The sequence below is a fragment of the Ruegeria sp. AM2 genome (assembly GCF_056540685.1).
This window is the reverse complement of sequence record NZ_JBQFXE010000003.1, coordinates 174,815-191,830: the sequence shown is the minus strand read 5'-3', so window position 1 is coordinate 191,830 and position 17,016 is coordinate 174,815. Positions and strand designations below refer to the sequence as shown.

At 60.3% G+C, this 17,016-nt stretch carries 17 protein-coding genes; 5 read left to right on the top strand and 12 right to left on the bottom strand.

Going from position 1 to position 17,016, the window contains the following annotated elements:
* On the bottom strand, positions 1 to 939 hold the full coding sequence (locus tag ACR0CR_RS09795; protein WP_480598481.1) for a formate dehydrogenase accessory sulfurtransferase FdhD: 939 nt from the start codon (positions 937 to 939) through the stop codon (positions 1 to 3).
* On the opposite strand from ACR0CR_RS09795, the gene ACR0CR_RS09790 reads away from it, so the two are divergent.
* Positions 938 to 1,648 carry an AzlC family ABC transporter permease gene (locus tag ACR0CR_RS09790; RefSeq protein WP_480598479.1) on the top strand — a complete coding sequence of 237 codons (711 nt, stop codon included), beginning with the start codon at positions 938 to 940 and terminating at the stop codon, positions 1,646 to 1,648. The genes ACR0CR_RS09795 and ACR0CR_RS09790 overlap by 2 nt on opposite strands.
* The gene (locus tag ACR0CR_RS09785) at positions 1,645 to 1,977 is read left to right on the top strand and encodes an AzlD domain-containing protein (RefSeq protein ID WP_480598478.1); all 333 of its coding nucleotides are present in this window, start codon (positions 1,645 to 1,647) and stop codon (positions 1,975 to 1,977) included. Before ACR0CR_RS09790 ends, ACR0CR_RS09785 begins: the two co-directional genes overlap by 4 nt.
* On the opposite strand, the gene ACR0CR_RS09780 is transcribed toward ACR0CR_RS09785, so the two are convergent.
* The 7 genes from ACR0CR_RS09780 to ACR0CR_RS09750 all read right to left on the bottom strand — a co-directional run bounded on the left by ACR0CR_RS09780 (position 1,966) and on the right by ACR0CR_RS09750 (position 8,476).
* Positions 1,966 to 2,583: a hypothetical protein gene (locus tag ACR0CR_RS09780; RefSeq protein ID WP_480598685.1), complete on the bottom strand. Its 618-nt coding sequence runs from the start codon at positions 2,581 to 2,583 to the stop codon at positions 1,966 to 1,968. The genes ACR0CR_RS09785 and ACR0CR_RS09780 overlap by 12 nt on opposite strands.
* 32 nt (positions 2,584 to 2,615) lie before the next feature.
* Positions 2,616 to 2,750 carry an aa3-type cytochrome c oxidase subunit IV gene (locus ACR0CR_RS09775; RefSeq protein ID WP_480598476.1) on the bottom strand — a complete coding sequence of 45 codons (135 nt, stop codon included), beginning with the start codon at positions 2,748 to 2,750 and terminating at the stop codon, positions 2,616 to 2,618.
* A gap of 68 nt (positions 2,751 to 2,818) precedes the next feature.
* Entirely contained in the window at positions 2,819 to 3,379 is a 561-nt protein-coding gene (locus tag ACR0CR_RS09770; protein ID WP_480598474.1) for a hypothetical protein, read from the bottom strand.
* Positions 3,366 to 5,204 carry a glycerophosphodiester phosphodiesterase family protein gene (locus ACR0CR_RS09765; protein WP_480598472.1) on the bottom strand — a complete coding sequence of 613 codons (1,839 nt, stop codon included), beginning with the start codon at positions 5,202 to 5,204 and terminating at the stop codon, positions 3,366 to 3,368. Before ACR0CR_RS09765 ends, ACR0CR_RS09770 begins: the two co-directional genes overlap by 14 nt.
* Positions 5,205 to 5,268: 64 nt before the next feature.
* Positions 5,269 to 5,718, bottom strand: a complete 450-nt coding sequence (locus ACR0CR_RS09760) for a DUF6173 family protein (RefSeq protein WP_480598471.1) — start codon at positions 5,716 to 5,718, stop codon at positions 5,269 to 5,271.
* A 5-nt stretch (positions 5,719 to 5,723) separates the two neighbouring features.
* Positions 5,724 to 6,770, bottom strand: a complete 1,047-nt coding sequence (locus ACR0CR_RS09755; RefSeq protein WP_480598469.1) for an MBL fold metallo-hydrolase — start codon at positions 6,768 to 6,770, stop codon at positions 5,724 to 5,726.
* Positions 6,770 to 8,476: an acyl-CoA dehydrogenase family protein gene (locus tag ACR0CR_RS09750; RefSeq protein WP_480598467.1), complete on the bottom strand. Its 1,707-nt coding sequence runs from the start codon at positions 8,474 to 8,476 to the stop codon at positions 6,770 to 6,772. The genes ACR0CR_RS09755 and ACR0CR_RS09750 overlap by 1 nt, the downstream gene beginning before the upstream one ends.
* A 137-nt stretch (positions 8,477 to 8,613) precedes the next feature.
* Between ACR0CR_RS09750 and ACR0CR_RS09745 the strand changes: the two genes are divergently transcribed.
* On the top strand, positions 8,614 to 9,564 hold the full coding sequence (locus ACR0CR_RS09745; protein ID WP_480598465.1) for an L-threonylcarbamoyladenylate synthase: 951 nt from the start codon (positions 8,614 to 8,616) through the stop codon (positions 9,562 to 9,564).
* On the opposite strand, the gene ACR0CR_RS09740 is transcribed toward ACR0CR_RS09745, so the two are convergent.
* Entirely contained in the window at positions 9,565 to 10,119 is a 555-nt protein-coding gene (locus ACR0CR_RS09740; RefSeq protein ID WP_480598463.1) for a YqgE/AlgH family protein, read from the bottom strand.
* Between the two features lie 148 nt (positions 10,120 to 10,267).
* On the opposite strand from ACR0CR_RS09740, the gene ACR0CR_RS09735 reads away from it, so the two are divergent.
* Together ACR0CR_RS09735 and ACR0CR_RS09730 are read left to right on the top strand one after the other, a co-directional pair.
* Positions 10,268 to 11,080 carry a protein-disulfide reductase DsbD domain-containing protein gene (locus tag ACR0CR_RS09735; RefSeq protein ID WP_480598462.1) on the top strand — a complete coding sequence of 271 codons (813 nt, stop codon included), beginning with the start codon at positions 10,268 to 10,270 and terminating at the stop codon, positions 11,078 to 11,080.
* Positions 11,081 to 11,084: 4 nt separating this feature from the next.
* A complete protein-coding gene (locus tag ACR0CR_RS09730; protein WP_480598460.1) occupies positions 11,085 to 11,510 on the top strand; it encodes an NUDIX hydrolase in 426 nt (141 codons plus the stop codon).
* On the opposite strand, the gene ACR0CR_RS09725 is transcribed toward ACR0CR_RS09730, so the two are convergent.
* The 3 genes from ACR0CR_RS09725 to moaB all read right to left on the bottom strand — a co-directional run bounded on the left by ACR0CR_RS09725 (position 11,501) and on the right by moaB (position 17,011).
* Entirely contained in the window at positions 11,501 to 14,902 is a 3,402-nt protein-coding gene (locus ACR0CR_RS09725; protein WP_480598459.1) for an efflux RND transporter permease subunit, read from the bottom strand. The genes ACR0CR_RS09730 and ACR0CR_RS09725 overlap by 10 nt on opposite strands.
* A 5-nt stretch (positions 14,903 to 14,907) precedes the next feature.
* Positions 14,908 to 16,362 (bottom strand): efflux RND transporter periplasmic adaptor subunit, encoded by a 1,455-nt coding sequence (locus ACR0CR_RS09720; RefSeq protein ID WP_480598457.1) that lies wholly within the window; start codon positions 16,360 to 16,362, stop codon positions 14,908 to 14,910.
* Between the two features lie 106 nt (positions 16,363 to 16,468).
* Positions 16,469 to 17,011: a molybdenum cofactor biosynthesis protein B gene (moaB, locus tag ACR0CR_RS09715; RefSeq protein ID WP_480598455.1), complete on the bottom strand. Its 543-nt coding sequence runs from the start codon at positions 17,009 to 17,011 to the stop codon at positions 16,469 to 16,471.
* Positions 17,012 to 17,016: the final 5 nt, after the last annotated feature.

The window sequence follows — 17,016 nt, the reverse complement described above, 5'->3', positions numbered from 1 at the left end:
TCATCCAGCACTCTTCCGTCGATGTTTCTTGTCCTCGACCGCCACGCTGGCCGGGTCGATGTCGCGCAGCAGACGGTCCTCACCCGCCAGGCAGACGAACCGCTGCCCGCGCATCCGGCCAATAAGCGTCAGACCGACCTCGCGGGCGATCTCGACTCCCCAAGCAGTGAAACCGGAGCGGGACGCCAGCACCGGGATGCCCATCATCGCCGTTTTGATCACCATTTCCGAGGTCAAACGGCCTGTGGTGTATAGTATCTTGTTCTCAGCGGTCTCGCCTTCGGACAGCATCCAGCCTGCGATCTTGTCGACTGCGTTATGGCGGCCCACGTCCTCCATATAGACCAAGGGTCGATTTTCGCAGCACAGCACCGTGCCGTGGATCGCACCGGCCTCAAGGTACAGAGACGGGGTGCGGTTGATCTTGGCGGCCAGATCATACAGCCATGAGGTGCGCACCTGCACCTGTGGCAGGCGCACATCCTCTAGCCCTTCCATCATGTCGCCAAAAACGGTACCAACCGCGCAGCCGCTGGTGCGGGTCTTTTTCTTCAGCTTGTCCTCGTAGGAAGTTTCACGTTCGGTCCGTACCACGACGGTTTCCAGATCGTCGTCATAGTCTACTCGCGTAATCTGATCGTCCGCCAGCAACATCCCCTGATTGCGCAGGAACCCAAGCGCCAGATATTCGGGGTAGTCGCCGATGGTCATCGCCGTCACGATTTCCTGCGCATTGAGGAATATCGTCAGCGGGCGTTCCTCGACCACCGAGATCTGGCTAACCTCGCCATTGTGGTCCACACCCGAGACCGCGCGGGTCAGACGGGCGGCGCCGGGATCAGGCGCGATGATATAGTCTGAAAGTTCCGGTTCCGTGGCCAATTGCAACCCCCTCGCAAGACAGATACTGCTGCGCACAGCACCATAGGATCTAGCCATGGCAGACACCACATCCAAGTCATACTTCTGGAGGGGTTTTCGCGACGGGACGCCGTTCATCTTTGTCGCCATCCCCTTCGGCACCCTGTTTGGCGTGTTCGCCACCGAGGCCGGGCTGGACATCGTCCAGACCATCGCCTTTTCGGCGACCGTGTTCGCCGGGGCGGCGCAGTTCACCGCGTTGCAATTGCTGCAGGACAATACGCCCACGGCGATTGTTCTGGCCTCGGCCTTGGCGGTGAACCTGCGGGTGGCGATGTATTCGGCCTCTCTGACGCCGTTTCTGGGTGCCGCACCGCTGTGGCAAAGGGCCTGCGCGGCCTATCTGACGGTGGATCAATCCTACGCCTGTTCCATCGTCCAATTCGAGAAAGAGCCGAAGATGACCGTACCGCAGCGTATGGCCTATTTCATCGGTTCGGTGACGCCAATCACGCCCCTGTGGATTCTGGCAACCTATCTGGGCGCCGTGCTTGGGGCGCAAATTCCCGAAAGCTGGGCGCTGGACTTTGCCCTGCCGATCACGTTTTTGGCCATGATCGGCCCAATGATGCGCACGCTGGCACATGTGGTTGCGGCGCTGGTCGCTATCGTGGTGGCGCTGCTGACCGTTGTCGTGCCCTTCAACCTCGGTCTGCTGATCGCAGGGACAGCGGGAATGATCGCAGGCGCGCAAGCCGAGCTGATTCTGGAGCGGAGAAAGCCATGACACCGATCGACCCAACGACCATGTGGATCGTCATCGGCGGGCTGGCCATCGGCAGTTTCGCCCTGCGGTTCACCTTTATCGGATTGGTCGGAGATCGCCCGATGCCCGCTTGGCTGCTGCGCCATCTGCGGTATACGGCCGTTGCCATCATCCCTGCCTTGATCGCCCCGCTGGTGGTCTGGCCGACCGCGACGGACGGTCAACCGGATGCGCCGCGTATGGCAGCCGCGGCTGTGACGCTTGCTGTCGGAGTGATGACCAAGAACGTCCTTGCAGCGATCTTTTCAGGCGCCGCGACGCTATACGGCCTGCTGTTTCTACTGGGTTGAGGTTGCGTCCAACTGGTTCAGCCGGGCATTGTTTGCCGCCAGTCCGGCCTGCAGATCGCCATCGTCGGTCTCGCGATATTCGGTGGTGACAACACCGGGCAATTGCCCGAATTGCTCGGACAGTTTGACCGGGTAGAAGGTCACGTCGATCTCCTCAAACCCGGGCACCTGCTGCAACAGCCGCGCGGTCGAGTTGGCACAATACGCTCCGGCCACCGGTCCTGACTGTTTGGCCAGTTGCAGCGCGATTTCAGCCTGCTGCGGCGTGACCTCGATGGTTTGAATACGCGCATAATGCGTCTCACGCGCATGGCTGCTGCGATATGCGCGCTCCACATTCGGAGTAATGCCATACAGCACATCATCCCGGATCGGCACCACATCGGCGCGGAAAGACCCCGCGGGATCGAAGATCACACGCTCGCTTGCACCAATCATCAACGACGTATGCGCCCCCGATCCGGTGCGCGTGTTGATCATCGTATAAAGCGTCAACGTCGAGGGCCCCGGATCACGATAAGACCGGGCCACGATTTCGGCCTGATCCGCCTGAGGCCGCTGCGACCCCGCGCACCCGGCCACCATCGCAACCAGCAGGCAGGCCATCAAAACCCTGAACACGGACAACACCGTCCGGCTTACGCCGCGAAAACTGCCAGGAAAACGCAGAGAAAGAAGATCAATACCACGCACCAGGTGGTGAACTTGATGAACGCATCGAAAGTTTTGGTCTGAACGGTAATGTCCATCTCGCCGTGCTTGTGGTCTGCCATGTGTCAAAGATTCCCAATTCGCGTGTTTGATCCGTTGGATAATGCAAAAATTCCGGCCTGTCACCACGTCATTCGCGCGCAGGCAGGGGTGTTTCAAAGACCGAGCACCCCGGATAGCCAAACCCCCAGCGCCAGGGCAATCCGCTGCACGGGCCACCGCCAAACCGCACCGCCATGTACATCGCCTCGGCGGTGATGGAATGGACCGAGCGGATCTGGTCGGGCGTCATGTCATACCGCGCGGCATAGTCATCAGCGTGCGTAGTCCCATGTGCCTTGACGCAGGATCGCAAAGTGTCATCTGCCTTCAAACGCGCATCGAAACTCTCATCCGCCTGACCGGCCCCACCCGCGTTGTGATAGGCCCGATCATGGGTCACGCAGCAATATTCCCATGGCGGGTGTGCCTCGTACAGATCTGCCAGTTTCGGGAAAGTTTCCGCAACCAGCCGCCAACTGGACGACAACCCGCCCGAGCACCCGTCGGTTGCGAATTCCAACAGCTCGGCGTCGTCGGCCTGCGCCATCAAAGCGCGATGCGCGGGCATCTCGACCACACGCATCACCTCTTGTGCGGATACGGGCGCGGCGATGCAGGCAAGGGACACGGCCAGGTCACGGACTCGCATCGCGCATTTCCTCAGTGTCCACGGACATGCCAAAGGTCGTCGCCAGCCACAGCAACAAGCGTTCCGCCGGACCCATCTCGGCGCGTACGCGCAGCACTTCGTTGGCCATCGCCGGGCGGTCGGTGATCAATCCGTCCACACCCATCGAGGCCATGGCCGACATTTGCAGAGGGTCATTCACCGTCCAGACATAGATGTCCTTGCCCGCTTCCTGAACCGAACGCACCAGCCCCGGCGTCGCCATCGCGGCATTGACCGCAACGAATTCGCCCTCAAGGCCCGACAGATCACCCACGGCGGTGGCCGCCAAAACGCCCGCGCGCCAGCCGGGGCGCAGTTTCTTCATTTTCTGCACCGCCGGGTATTTCAGCGACATCGTGGCGACGTCATCCTGCATGCCGTGTTCCTCGACCAGCGCGATCACACGGTTTTCCAGATCGACATCATGGCCATAGTATTTCAACTCGATAATGACCTTGGCCTTGCCCTTTGCGGCTTCCAGAACCTCACGCAGGGTCGGCGTTCGTTCATCCGCGTATTCGGGCGCGAACCAACTGCCGATATCGATCTCGGCCACGTCCGCCATGGTCGCGTCCCACACCTTCAGGGAAACACCGGCCAGTTTCATGAAATCGCTGTCATGCGCCACGATCACCACGTCGTCGGCAGATTCCTGTACGTCGATCTCAACCCAGTCCGCGCCATCCTCGATCGCCTTCACAACCGCTGCCATAGTGTTTTCCGGCCGCAACGCCGCTGCGCCGCGATGGCCGATCACCTCGGCCCTGTCCGGAGCCTGAATATTCTCAAGCAGTTCCTGCCCGAACCACAGCCCGACCAGCACGGCCACGGCCGCCGCGCCAACGGTTCCGATCAGCGGAACCCGCAGGTTGCCCGGTTCAGGGTGCGCGGGTTCAGATGTCTTGATTTCGAAAAACCCATCCAACACAAGCGCCAGCGCCCCTAATGCCGTTGCGGCCAATATTAGCCCCGCCAGCGACCAGAGCCCTGCGACGATGAGGCTGTAGATCAACGCCAGCCTCAGATGCGCGGCACCCTGCAGCGGCACAAGATCGAACAGAAGCCCGGCGACGCCTGCAATCAGGGCCGCAATGACAAGCCTCAGACCCAGCCAAATGGCCAGTTCAATTTTCAACCGACCGCGCTTGCCCTCCATTCGGCTGGCGCTGAAGTTGAAGGCGCTCGCGGGGGCGACCCCTTCGAACAAAACCAGATGCAGGCCCAAAGCCCAGGCCGAAAGACGCCGGATCAATACCCACGCCATCACCAGAACCACCGCACCGATCAGCCCAACGGCAATCCAGAAAGAGGGAGGATGAAAGGTCAGGTAATAGTTGATGTCGTATTCCGTAAGCGTCCACCATGCGATCAATGCTGCCACAGCCGCAAAGGGCAGGATCAGCAGAAGAACACGCAGGACAAAGCGCGCGGCAAAGCCGAACAATGCCGGCAACCGGGTCAGGATCAGGCCGATGGCGGAACTGCCGGCCCGCCATGGGTCAGCTTCCCCCATCCGTAATGATCCGGCCATGACCGAGAAGACGAGGACCTCGGCCAGCAAAAACACGCTCAGCACCGCGACGGCCACCACGAACCCGATGGGGGACAGAATGAAAGCCGCGATATCCTGATCGGTCAGCGCGGTCTGATTGGACAGCGACACCGCCAGATTGACGGTCACCGCCACGCCGGGCGCGATTAAAGCGATCAGCAAAAGGCGCACGGCGACATAGATCGGCACAAAGACGCGGCGACGCGCCCACGCGCCCCGGTAGGCTTTTGTAACGGTTGAAAAACTGCTCACGATACGCCCCCTTGAATGGCCCTGTCATTCAAGGCCGCGAAGGCGCGAATTGCAAGTCAGGCCATCAGCTTTCTTCCAGATCTGCCGCCAGTCGAAATCCAATGCGATTGGCCGGTTTATCCTCGACCGATTTGGGCAGCGCACGCAGCATCACGTTCAACTGGCTGACATGCTGGACCAACTGCGTCCGGGCTCCGCCAGCGTCCGAGCCGTAGAACGTGATAATGTCAGGATCGAAATAGCCCATGCCTTCGATCCGCATCACGCCCGCATCGCCGCCGGTAAAACCCATGGCGACCTCGTGCCCACCATCCAGCGTTTTCTCAAAGTTCTGAATGTACAGGATCAACCGCTCATAGGCCCATTGCGCCGGGCTTTTGGTTTCAACGGGCTTTTGCAGAGGGCCGGGCAAGTCCTTGGCTCCGGATTGGGCGTCGGGGTTGGCGTGCACCTCATAGCAACGCGGCAAGGCCGCCGATTCCGCCGCTTCGGCCGAGGTTTCGATCTTGTCCATGCCCTTTACCCTTTGCGCTGAAACTCCCACGCCCCGTCCGCACGCCGCGTCCGGGTCACGGCATCAATGTGGTAAAGATGGTTCAGATGTGCAACCGCCTCGACCAATGCAAGACCATATTCCCCCTCACCGATCTGGCGCTTGAACAAAGGCACAAAGCACTCGGCGGCCGTTTTCGGCTCGTCCAGATAGTCCTGCAGGCGGTCCAACGCGCCATGGTGGTTATCGATCAATTGCTTCATGCGCAGTGGCAGGCCGGTGAAGGGCAATTTGTGCCCACCCAATGCCAAATGCTCGGGCCGCGCCAAGGTTTGCAAACGCTCGCATGCCTCAAGCCATTCCGCCACCGGATCAGCCATCGGCTCCGTCACGTAGACGCCAAGATTGGGGCTGATCGAGCTGAGGATCTGATCGCCGGTGATCACCAGATTGTCGTCGCGGCTCCAGAACGTGGCATGTTCGGGTGCATGCCCATTGCCGATGTGGACATCCCAATCCCGCCCGCCCATACGGATCACGCTGCCCTGTTTGATCCGGGTGAAACCCAGCGGCATCGGATAGACCATGTCGGCGAAATTGAACGGCCGCTCGGCCTGACGTTTCTCGAATATCTCCGACGCCATGCCAGCGCTGCGATAATAATCCAGCGTTTCGCGCGGCCAGGTGTCTTGCACATCCAGCGTCAGCATCCGCGCAAACAGCCACGCGGTGCGGGTCGTGACCAGCTCGGCACCATGGTCAGACTGAAACCATCCGGCATTGCCGATATGGTCGGGATGGTGATGGGTCACCACCACCCGTTTGACGGGTTTTCCAGCCAAAGGCCCGGCCATCAGGGTTTCCAGGATGGCACGGGTCTTTTTCGACGAAAACCCGGTGTCGATCACAGTCCATCCGTCGCCGTCATCCAGCGCATAGATATTGACGTGATCCAGCGCCATGGGCAGCGGTAGCCGCATCCACAGCACGCCTTCGGCAACCTCAATCGCTTCGCCCGGGGCCGGTGCCTCGGGCCAAGGATACCGGATCGTCAAAGGAGCATCACCATCCATCAGGCTGCTGCCAGTTCCTCGGCGCTCAGGGCGTAAACGTCGCCGGCCCCGTTTTGCGCCTGCACCAGCAGACCGGAAAATTCCGGCAGCAATGCATTGATATAATAACGCGCCAGCTTAAAGCGCGACCCTTCCGGTTCCGCCAGAGCCGCCTTGAGGTGGTAATGCGCGCCCAAAACCCGTGCAAAGGCATGCAGATATGGCACCGCGCCGGCAAAGCGCGTGTTCATGTCCGATTGCGAGACCAACCATTCGGTTGTTTCTCGCAGGCTTTCGGTGGCTTCCCAGACGGGACCAGCCAGTTCGGGCATAGTTGCACGGGCTTTTTCGGCGTGATCCTCGATCTCGTCCAAAAGACGGGCAGCGGCCTCGCCCCCGTCCATCATCTTGCGCGCCACAAGGTCCATGGCCTGAATGCCGTTGGTGCCTTCGTAGATCGCAGTTACTCGGACGTCGCGATAGTATTGCGCGGCACCGGTTTCCTCGATGAAGCCCATGCCCCCGTGCACCTGCACACCCTCTTCCGAGACACGCATACCCGTTTCCGTGCCAAACACTTTGCTGATCGGCGTCAGAAGCGCGGCGCGCGACACCCAATCCGCGTCACCGGTGGCGGTCGCCATGTCGATGGCGGCGGCGTTGGCCAGCATGATCGCACGTGCGGCAAAGGTATCGGCCCGCATGCCAATGAGCATCCGACGCACATCCGCGTGGTCGATGATGGTGCCCGACGGTGTCTTGCCCTGTTTGCGCTCCAGCGCGTATTCCAGCGCGTGCTGATAAGCACCCTCGGCGACGCCCACACCCTGACCGCCTACGCCCAGGCGCGCATTGTTCATCATGGTGAACATCGCGGCCATACCGCCGTGTTCCTTGCCCACAAGCCAGCCCTTGGCGCCGTCATACTGCATCACGCAGGTCGGCGAGCCATGCAGACCCATTTTATGCTCAAGCGAGACCACTTTTAGATCGTTGGCCACACCAGGATTGCCGTTTTCATCCGGCAGATACTTGGGCACCAGGAATAGCGAAATACCCTTGGTTCCGGGCACGCCGTCGGGCAGCCGTGCCAGCACCAGGTGGCAGACGTTTTCCGCAAAATCGTTGTCGCCCCACGAGATATAGATCTTCTGACCGGACACCGCATAGGTCCCGTCGCCATTGGGTTCCGCCTTCGACGTCAGCGCACCCACATCCGAGCCCGCCTGCGGTTCGGTCAGGTTCATCGTGCCCGACCATTTGCCCTCGATCATCTTGGGCAGATACAGCTCTTTCAGGTCATCGCTTGCGTGATGTTCCAGCGCTTCGATCTGGCCTTGCGTCATCAGCGGGGCCAGTTGCAGCGACAGGCATGCCGCGCCCATCATCTCGTTCACGGCAGTGGTCAGCGTCATCGGCAAACCCATACCGCCATATTCGGGATCGGCGCTCATTCCGACCCAGCCGCCTTCGGCAATCGCGTTCCAACCGTCACCATAGCCGGGCGAGGTGCGCAACACGCCGTTTTCCAGCCGCGCGGGTTCCAGATCACCGGGGCGCTGCAACGGGGCAATCACCTCTTCGCACATTTTTCCCGCTTCTGTCAGGATGGCGCTGACCACGTCTTTGCTGGCTTCTGAGAATTTTTCAGTTGCCGCGATCTGATCGAAATCAACCGCATGACGGAACAGGAATTCGTAATCAGAGACAGGGGCGCGATACGGCATGGCTTCACCTCGGTGCTTTTCTTATGGGTCTAAACGACGGGGTTGGAAAACCTGGCACCCGCCGTTATTCATCTGGCTTTGGACGATTAGGTACCCGTCCCTATGTTACAAGCAATCGAAACGCGGCGTCACCACTTATGATCCCTAACGGTACAACCGACCTGTCCGCCAATCCGGCCGGAATCGCAGAGGCTGCGGACCTGTTGCGGCAGGGCCTGCTGGTCGCCTTTCCGACCGAGACAGTCTATGGGCTTGGCGGTGATGCCCGCAATGGCGAGGCCGTGGCCAGCATTTACGCAGCCAAGGGCCGACCCAGTTTCAACCCACTGATAGCGCATGTCGCCTCGGTCCGGGCGGCGCAGCGCATAGTGGAATGGTCGGATCAGGCCGAGGCGTTGGCCGCTGCCTTCTGGCCGGGGCCCCTGACTTTGGTATTGCCGTTGCGCGCCGGGCATGGCGTGTCGTCGCTGGTCACCGCGGGGTTGGACACGCTGGCGGTTCGGGTGCCTGCCCACCCCGCCGCCCGTGCTGTGCTGCGGGACTTTGACGGGCCTGTCGCAGCCCCCTCGGCCAATCCGTCCGGTCAGATCAGCCCGACTACCGCCGACCACGTCCGCGCAGGGCTTGGCGGGCGCATCGCAGCCATTCTGGATGATGGCCCCTGCGGGGTCGGGTTGGAATCCACGATCGTCGGACTGGCCACAGAACCGACCCTGCTGCGCCCTGGCGGCATCGCGTTGGAACATATCGAAGAGGTTCTGAGCACCCACCTGCATTCTCACCAAACCGGAGGCCCCCTGACCGCCCCTGGCCAACTGCAGTCACACTATGCGCCGGATGCGCCGGTTCGTTTGAACGCCGACACGATAGAAGGTGATGAGGTTTTTCTGGGCTTCGGACCGGTCGAATGCGATCTGAACCTGTCCCCCGATGGCGCCCTTACGGAAGCGGCGGCCAATCTGTTTGCGGCGCTTCACAGCTTGAACGAAACAGGTCGCCCGATAGCGGTGTCGCCAATCCCCGATTACGGGTTGGGCGTTGCGATCAACGACCGCCTGCGCCGCGCCGCTGCACCGCGCGACAGCTGATCAGGCGCGCCCTGCACTGGCCGACAGAGTCAGAGGATCAACCCCCAGCGTGGCCAGGGCGGCCTCCCATTTCTCATCGTCGGGGACGTCGAACACCAGCTTCGACGTGGCTTCAGTGGTCAGCCAGCCGTTCATCCCAATCTCGTCCTCAAGCTGGTCCGGCCCCCAGCCGGAATAGCCCAGCGTCAGCATCGCGTTCAAAGGACCGCAGCCCGAAGACAGGTCCTCGAGCACATCCAAAGTCGCAGTCATGCTGAAATCATCGGAGATCTGCATCGAATGCAGGTTGGCCTCATAATCTGCGCTGTGCAGGACAAAGCCGCGCGACATCTCGACCGGACCGCCGAAATGGACCAGACGCTCGCCGATCACCGGGTTGCGGCAGGGAATGTTCAACTGCTCCAGCAACGTCTTGAACCGCAGGTCCGATGGCTTGTTGACGATCAGCCCCATCGCGCCATCGTGGCCATGGCTGCAGATATAGACAACCGAATGTTCGAATCGCGGGTCGCCCATGCCAGGCATCGCGATCAACAATTTGCCGGTAAGGTCCATGTCGTTGGCTACTTTCGGATCAGGTTCCCTTCAACAATGCCCCTGTGGGGAGGGGAATGGCAAGAGATCAACCGGGATTTCCGCGCATTTCATCCGGGTGACTTAGACGTGACTTGGCATTCCCCGCGTCAATGCGCATTTTAGGACTATGAACACGTTCTGGAAACACACTATTGCCGCCGTAACCGCCTGCACTAGCCTGGCCACGCCCGCTTTTGCTCAGGGCGTGGATCAGATTGTTCAGCTTGAAGTTCTGGACGGCGGAAAATCCGCCAATGGCACCTATCAGGGCGCGTTGCGTCTGACCCTGAAAGACGGATGGAAAACATATTGGCGCGCGCCGGGCGACGCAGGGATTCCGCCCGAATTCGATTGGGGTGAGTCTGGCAACGTGGCCGATGTCTCGATCACCTGGCCCGCGCCGAGCGTGTTTGATCAGAACGGGCTGCAGTCGATTGGATACGAGGATCAGCTGGTTTTGCCGGTTCAAATCACGCCCAAGAACCCCACCAAGCCGGTTCGTCTGCGCGGCGAGATGGATTTGGGGGTCTGCAAAGACGTTTGCGTCCCCGGTCGCTTGGATATCGATCACACGCTGGACGCCGATGCTGGACGCCATCCAGCCATTGCAGCGGCACTTGCACAGCGTCCTTATTCGGCCCGCGAAGCCGGAGTGGCCGCAGCGCGCTGCACCTTGCAGCCAACGTTGGACGGAATGCGGATCGAGGCGCGTATTGATATGCCCTCGGCTGGCGAAACCGAGATCGCGGTCATCGAACCGGGCAACCCGACGCTTTGGGCTTCGCAGCCAGACACACGGCGGCAAGGCAACACACTGATCACCAGCGCCGAGGTCATCAGCGCGTCGGGCGCGGCGTTCGCACTGGATCGATCCGAGGTCCGGATCACCGTGTTGGGCGACAAACACGCTGTGGATATTCTTGGGTGCAGCGCTGGCTGATCGCATGACCCTTGTCCCAAAGATCGGGGCTCTGGCCGTTGTTCTGCGGCAGCAGCAGGTGCTGTTGGTGCAACGTAGTAAAAGCCCCGATGCCGGGCTGTGGGGATTTCCCGGCGGCCATGTGGAATGGGGTGAGACTGTTTTGGAAGCCGCCGCGCGAGAGCTTTTGGAAGAAACGGGCGTGGTTGGCCATCCACAGGGGTATCTGAAGAATTTGGACTTGCTGCACCGCGACGACCAGAGACACGTCCGCGCACATTACCTGCTTGTGGGGGTGGCTTGTCGGTATGTGTCGGGTGAGCCTGTGGCCGCAGACGACGCACGGGATGCGCGCTGGTTTCCTGTCGAACAAGTTCTTCAGGGCAAACTGGATATGAGCGCGCGCGTTCCGGAGTTGCTACGCGCGGCAATCAGATCCGATCAGGTCTGAACGCGCCCGGACAAACGGGCATAGAGCGCGCTCGAAAGAGAGACACCGATCACAAAGATCAACAGCGCGCCCACCGCGAAAACAGCAAAGCCGGTTTGCAGGATACCTGGACCATCCGCCCCGGGATAGAAACGTGCCAATACGCCCATTGGAACACCGTAGACCAAAGGCCAGACCATCGACGCCCCAAGCCACGCGGCAAGCGCCAGCGCCATCGACCGTACCGCAATGCGCACGACGCGATCCGGCGCGCGGAGCGCGCGGCGCATCGATGTCATAGGACGCGCAACATCATTCAGAATGGCCAAAAGCGCGGGCACCAGCATCAGGATCAAAACCATGCCGAAACCCAGCCCATAGACCAGCGTAATCACGGTTGGCTTGAGGAACTGCGCCTGCTGCGAGCTTTCATACATCAGCGGAGTAAGTCCCAACACCGTAGTTAAGGTCGTCAGCATCACCGGCCTCAACCGATCCGCTGTGCCTTCGATGATCGAGGGCACAAGTCCCCGATCCTGTCGGTAACTGTCAATTGTCGTCACAAGAACAATCGAATCGTTGATGATGATACCGGTCATCCCCAACAAGCCCACTACGGTGAACATGCTCAGCGGTACATCCCAAATGTAGTGGCCCCAAATGGCCCCCACCAGACCAAACGGAATGATAGCCATCACAACTAAGGGCCGCGTCCAGCTGGCAAAAACCCATGCCAGCACAAGATAGATGCCCGTCAAACACAGGATCAGTCCGGTACGGGCCTCGGACAGAAATTCATTTTCCTGTTCACTTAACCCGGCCATGGCCCATTGGACCTGCCGTTCAGCGGCAATATCAGGCAGAATCTCGTCGCGCATTGCGCGTTCGATTTCAGACGCCTTTGCAGGATCATCCTCGGAAATGTCACCATTCACCGTTACAACCCTGGATCCGTTCTCGCGCCGCACCACCGAGAAACCCGCTTCGCGTTCGACCGAAACGATGTCGGCGAGCGGTACATACACCCCATCCGGAGAGCGCATCAGAGTGCGCTCCAGAAAATCAGCCGTTAATTCATCTTCCGGCAGTTCTACCCTGATTTCAGCGCTGCGCGGCCCGTCGGGGTAGGTCGCGGCCTCGATCCCGCTCAGCCGATCCCGCAACACCCGCCCCAGGGTTTCGATGCGGAACCCAAGCGCTTGCCCCCGCGCGGTCAGGTCCAGGCTGAATTCTTCTTTGTCATAGGCCAGGCTGTCCTCAAGCGCCGACACTTCGGGATACCGGGACAACGCAGCCTTCAGGTCTTCCGACGCGGCCTTAAGCGTATTCACGTCGGCACCCGAAAACTGGACTTCGATCGCGTCACCGCCCGGCCCGGACCGCCATCCCCGAAAGCTCAGAACTTCGACTTTGGGGTGGCGAGGCACGAAATTCTGCAGCTCTCCGACGAATTCAAAGCTGGAGTAGGGGCGAAGGTCGGCGTCGATCAGTTCGATCGAGATCCCGCCCAAAAGATCCCTGTCCTTCCCTTCCGCCGCCGAGAGGCCAAAGCCCGCCGATCCGCCAATTTCGGCCAGCACATAGTCAATCGGATTTCGGCCGTGCCGCTCCTCGTAGATCTGGCCAAGCTCAGCCGTGGATTCCTGCAGAATATGCATCATTTCCAGTGCATCGGCACGCGTTGCGCCTTCGGCCATGATGAAGTTACCCGTGACCGACCCACGTTCCGGCGCGTTGAAAAAGCGCCAGTTCACGTCGCCACGAATGAACAGCGCGATCTGACTGGCCAAAAGGACGCACATCAGTGCGACCACGACATAACGTGCCCAGATCACCCACCCAACCAGCGGGCGGAAGACATGATCGCGGACCCAGCGAAACCCTCGGTTGACCACGCGATTGGGCCAGTCGTACCAGTGTTCTTTCGCCGAGTGCGCAATGGCGTGGGCCATGTGGTTCGGCAATATCAGAAAGCATTCAATCAATGACGCAATGAGGACGGCAATCACCGTAAAGGGAATATCCTTGATCAACTCTCCAAAGCGCCCGCCGATAGCCGTCAGACCAAAGAACGCGATCACTGTCGTTATCGTCGCTGCAAACACGGGCATCGCCATCCGCCGCGCCGCGCGTTCAGCCGCAACGATTGGCGGCTCTCCCAGTCGTCGCGCACGGAAATCGGCATGCTCGCCGACGACAATCGCGTCGTCCACGACAATGCCCAGCGTGATGATCAAGCCGAACAGCGACACCATATTGATCGACAAGCCGCCGATATACATCAGCGCGATGGCCGCAGACATCGCAACCGGAATTCCCGCAGCCACCCAGAATGCAATGCGCGCGTTCAGGAACAAAAACAGCAAGCAGACGACAAGACCCAGACCAAGCAGGCCATTGTCGACCAGAATGTCCAAGCGGTCGGTAATCGCCTGTGCACGTGTCCTGATCAGTTCTGCCGTAACGCCCTGCGGCAACTCGGCCTGAACTTCCGCGACAACATCCTCTACGGTCTGTTGAATGCGGATGGCATCTCCGAGGTTTGAGCGATCAACCCGGATCGACATAGCCGGATCGTCGCCGACGAAATAGCTGCGATCGCGATCCACGCCCTCAACCTGGATTTGAGCCACATCGCCGATCACAAGCCTGGACCCATCCGCGAAATTTCGAAGCGCAATACCCTCGATCTGGTCAGGCGAGCGCTTTTCTGCGCCGGTTCGGATGCGCGCATTGGCCCCGCTGACATCGCCTGCCGGATTGGCATTCACTTCCGCGGATATTGCCGAAGCGATCTCGGACAGAGTGATGTCATTGGCGATCAACTGCGCGGTTGGCACTTCGACAACCACTCTTGGTGCCGCGAGACCACGAATTGTGGTGCGCGTCACACCGGCGGCAAACAGTTTGTCGATCAGCTCGTCGGTGAACTTGGCCAACTGCTCCGGTGCCACAGGTCCTGTCACCACAACATCGGTCACGCGGTCGCGCCAAGCACCGCGTCGTATCGTCGGTTCTTCTGCGTCTTCGGGCAGGTTGTCTATGCCGTCAATGGCCGTCCTGACCTCTTCGACGGCCCGCGACATGTCCCAATTGGGTTCGAACTCCAACCTGATCCGCGTGCGGCCCTCGCGTGAGTTCGCCGTTGTGTCGACAACGCCTTCGACTGCCAGAAGCGAAGGCTCAAGAAGCTGGACGATCGCATTGTCGATATCCTCGGGCCCGGCACCGTCCCAAGTGACGTTCACATCCACACGTTCAAGGACGACATCCGGAAAGAACTGTGCCCGCATGTTGGGGATGGCCGCCGCCCCCAGAACCAGCATGACCAGCAACAGCAGGTTTGCGACGGTCCTGTGGCGTGTGAAATAGCTGAGAATGCCACCTGCCGCTCCGGGAATGTCGCGCATCATGGCGACTATCCTCCGGCCCGGTTTTCAATGCTGCGGACCAATGAGGCCGGAACTTTGGATTCACGCAATTGCCCCAGAACGCGGGATTTCACATCATTGGGCATGCGATCGCTGGATTCGACCCGCGCCACAAGCTCTGCCCGCTTTTCATCGGACAATTCGACCATGTCTGGTTCGGCCCCTGCATTCGCCTCAACCCGCAACGGGCGGACGCGCACGCCCGCGCCAAGCAAAGGCGTACGGCCAATGACAACCTCGCGCCCTTCAAGCCCGTCGCCACGCAGCAGCACTTCGTCCCCCTGCCGCCGGACCAGTTGCACAGACAACGCCTCTAACCGGTCATCAGGACCCAGAACCAATACGGTGCCCGTCGCGCCAAGGGCGGACGACGGCAGGCGCACCACTTGATCCAATGGCTGCTCTTGAACCGACACCGTGACAAAATCACCGGGTTTGAAACCGGCGGCGCTGTCCAGGCGGGCATAGATCAGTCGGCCGGTCTGGCCTTCGCCTGCAGAGCCACTGTCCCGACTGATGCGCCCCGCAGCAGTCAAGTCGGTGCCTGTCACCTCAAGGGACACTGTCACAGGCGCGTCTATCAGGTCGCCGTCGGCGTCAAGCAAGCGAACATACTGCGCCGTCGACACGCGAAAGGCCACTTCCAGCGCATGGGGGTCGACCAATTCCGCCAGCTTTTCGTTGGCCGACACCAACCGCCCCTCAACAAGGGTCACATCGGTCAAAGTACCGCCAAATCCTGCGCGGATTGTCATATCCTCAAGATCGCGTTCTGCAGCTTCCAACGCGATACGCGCCCGGGCCAATAGCGTCGTCGCCTGATCCACACGGGATTCGGCCTGCGCCAGCGCAATTCTTCGCGCCAATACAGATTGCTGCGCTGCGGCTTCGGCCAACTCAGCCTCTTCAACTGCGGCGGCGGCACCAACACCACGGCTTTGCAAATCCTGTTGACGCTGCAAGGCACGCCCGCGAAGTTCCGCCTGCGCCTCGGCCGAGTTCAGTTCGTCTTGCGCCAGCAGCAGGGACCGCTCGGCGTCGCGTTCCTCAAACTGCGCATCCAGCAAATCCGATTTGGCGCGATCCATTGCAGATTGAGCATCTGCCGGGTCAAGTTCCACCAAAACTTCGCCAGCCGTAACCGAGCCGCCGTCTTCAAAATCGTCAGCCAAAGACATGACACGACCACCCAGCGCGGCGCGCAGTTCTAGTCTGCGGCGGCTTTGAACCTCTCCGAATGCCTCAAGGTAGGGCGTCACGGTTTCCAATTCGGCGGGTCGAACACTGACGGCAAAAACACGTTCACGCGCTTCGGGCGATGTCTCATCCCGATTCAGTACATCCTGCACCGCACCCATGATGGTTTGCGCAGCAACAAACAGCAGGGCCAGCGTCAAAGACGCCAGGAAAACACCGACAAGGCTTTGCCTTAGAAATCGCATGTATCACTCACCCGGGTTGCATCGGCTCAGCACTTGCAAATGGTAGTCGGACACCAAAAAAATCCAAGCCACAAAGCGGTTATGAACAGTTGAACGTAAGACCAGTCTACTTCCGTCGCAGATGTTCGTCCAATCGCGGCATTATTTCCACGAAATTGCAGGGCCGATGTCGATAGTCGAACTGTTTTTCCAGAATTGCGTCCCAGGCGTCCTTACATGCGCCGGGGCTGCCAGGCAGAGCAAACATATATGTGCCACCTGCCACGCCCCCGGTTGCGCGGGATTGCACGGCGGAGGTGCCGATTTTCTCCATCGAGACAATCGTGAACACTGTGCTGAACGCTTCGATTTCCTTTTCATAGACGTCTCGATGCGCCTCAACAGTCACATCGCGCCCGGTCAGCCCCGTGCCGCCGGTCGAGATCACAACGTCAATCTCGGGATCACCCACCCAAAGCCTCAACTGCGCGGCGATTTCGCCCCGTTCGTCTTTGATAATCTTGCGGTCGACCACTGTGTGGCCCGCACGTTCGATCCGTTCAACCAATGTCTGACCCGAACGGTCTTCGTCCAAGGTTCGCGTATCCGAAACGGTTAGAACGGCGATCCGGACCGGGATGAATTCCATGCTTTCGTCGATGCGAGACATCTGGC

Bases quoted from the DNA above. Each gene is read 5' to 3' on its own strand.
- ACR0CR_RS09790 (WP_480598479.1), top strand. From the start codon at position 938: ATGGCAGACACCACATCCAAGTCATACTTCTGGAGGGGTTTTCGCGAC.
- ACR0CR_RS09795 (WP_480598481.1), bottom strand. From the start codon at position 939: ATGGCTAGATCCTATGGTGCTGTGCGCAGCAGTATCTGTCTTGCGAGG.
- ACR0CR_RS09785 (WP_480598478.1), top strand. From the start codon at position 1,645: ATGACACCGATCGACCCAACGACCATGTGGATCGTCATCGGCGGGCTG.
- ACR0CR_RS09780 (WP_480598685.1), bottom strand. From the start codon at position 2,583: ATGGCCTGCCTGCTGGTTGCGATGGTGGCCGGGTGCGCGGGGTCGCAG.
- ACR0CR_RS09775 (WP_480598476.1), bottom strand. From the start codon at position 2,750: ATGGCAGACCACAAGCACGGCGAGATGGACATTACCGTTCAGACCAAA.
- ACR0CR_RS09770 (WP_480598474.1), bottom strand. From the start codon at position 3,379: ATGCGAGTCCGTGACCTGGCCGTGTCCCTTGCCTGCATCGCCGCGCCC.
- ACR0CR_RS09760 (WP_480598471.1), bottom strand. From the start codon at position 5,718: ATGGACAAGATCGAAACCTCGGCCGAAGCGGCGGAATCGGCGGCCTTG.
- ACR0CR_RS09755 (WP_480598469.1), bottom strand. From the start codon at position 6,770: ATGGATGGTGATGCTCCTTTGACGATCCGGTATCCTTGGCCCGAGGCA.
- ACR0CR_RS09750 (WP_480598467.1), bottom strand. From the start codon at position 8,476: ATGCCGTATCGCGCCCCTGTCTCTGATTACGAATTCCTGTTCCGTCAT.
- ACR0CR_RS09745 (WP_480598465.1), top strand. From the start codon at position 8,614: ATGATCCCTAACGGTACAACCGACCTGTCCGCCAATCCGGCCGGAATC.
- ACR0CR_RS09740 (WP_480598463.1), bottom strand. From the start codon at position 10,119: ATGGACCTTACCGGCAAATTGTTGATCGCGATGCCTGGCATGGGCGAC.
- ACR0CR_RS09735 (WP_480598462.1), top strand. From the start codon at position 10,268: ATGAACACGTTCTGGAAACACACTATTGCCGCCGTAACCGCCTGCACT.
- ACR0CR_RS09730 (WP_480598460.1), top strand. From the start codon at position 11,085: ATGACCCTTGTCCCAAAGATCGGGGCTCTGGCCGTTGTTCTGCGGCAG.
- ACR0CR_RS09725 (WP_480598459.1), bottom strand. From the start codon at position 14,902: ATGATGCGCGACATTCCCGGAGCGGCAGGTGGCATTCTCAGCTATTTC.
- ACR0CR_RS09720 (WP_480598457.1), bottom strand. From the start codon at position 16,362: ATGCGATTTCTAAGGCAAAGCCTTGTCGGTGTTTTCCTGGCGTCTTTG.
- moaB (WP_480598455.1), bottom strand. From the start codon at position 17,011: ATGTCTCGCATCGACGAAAGCATGGAATTCATCCCGGTCCGGATCGCC.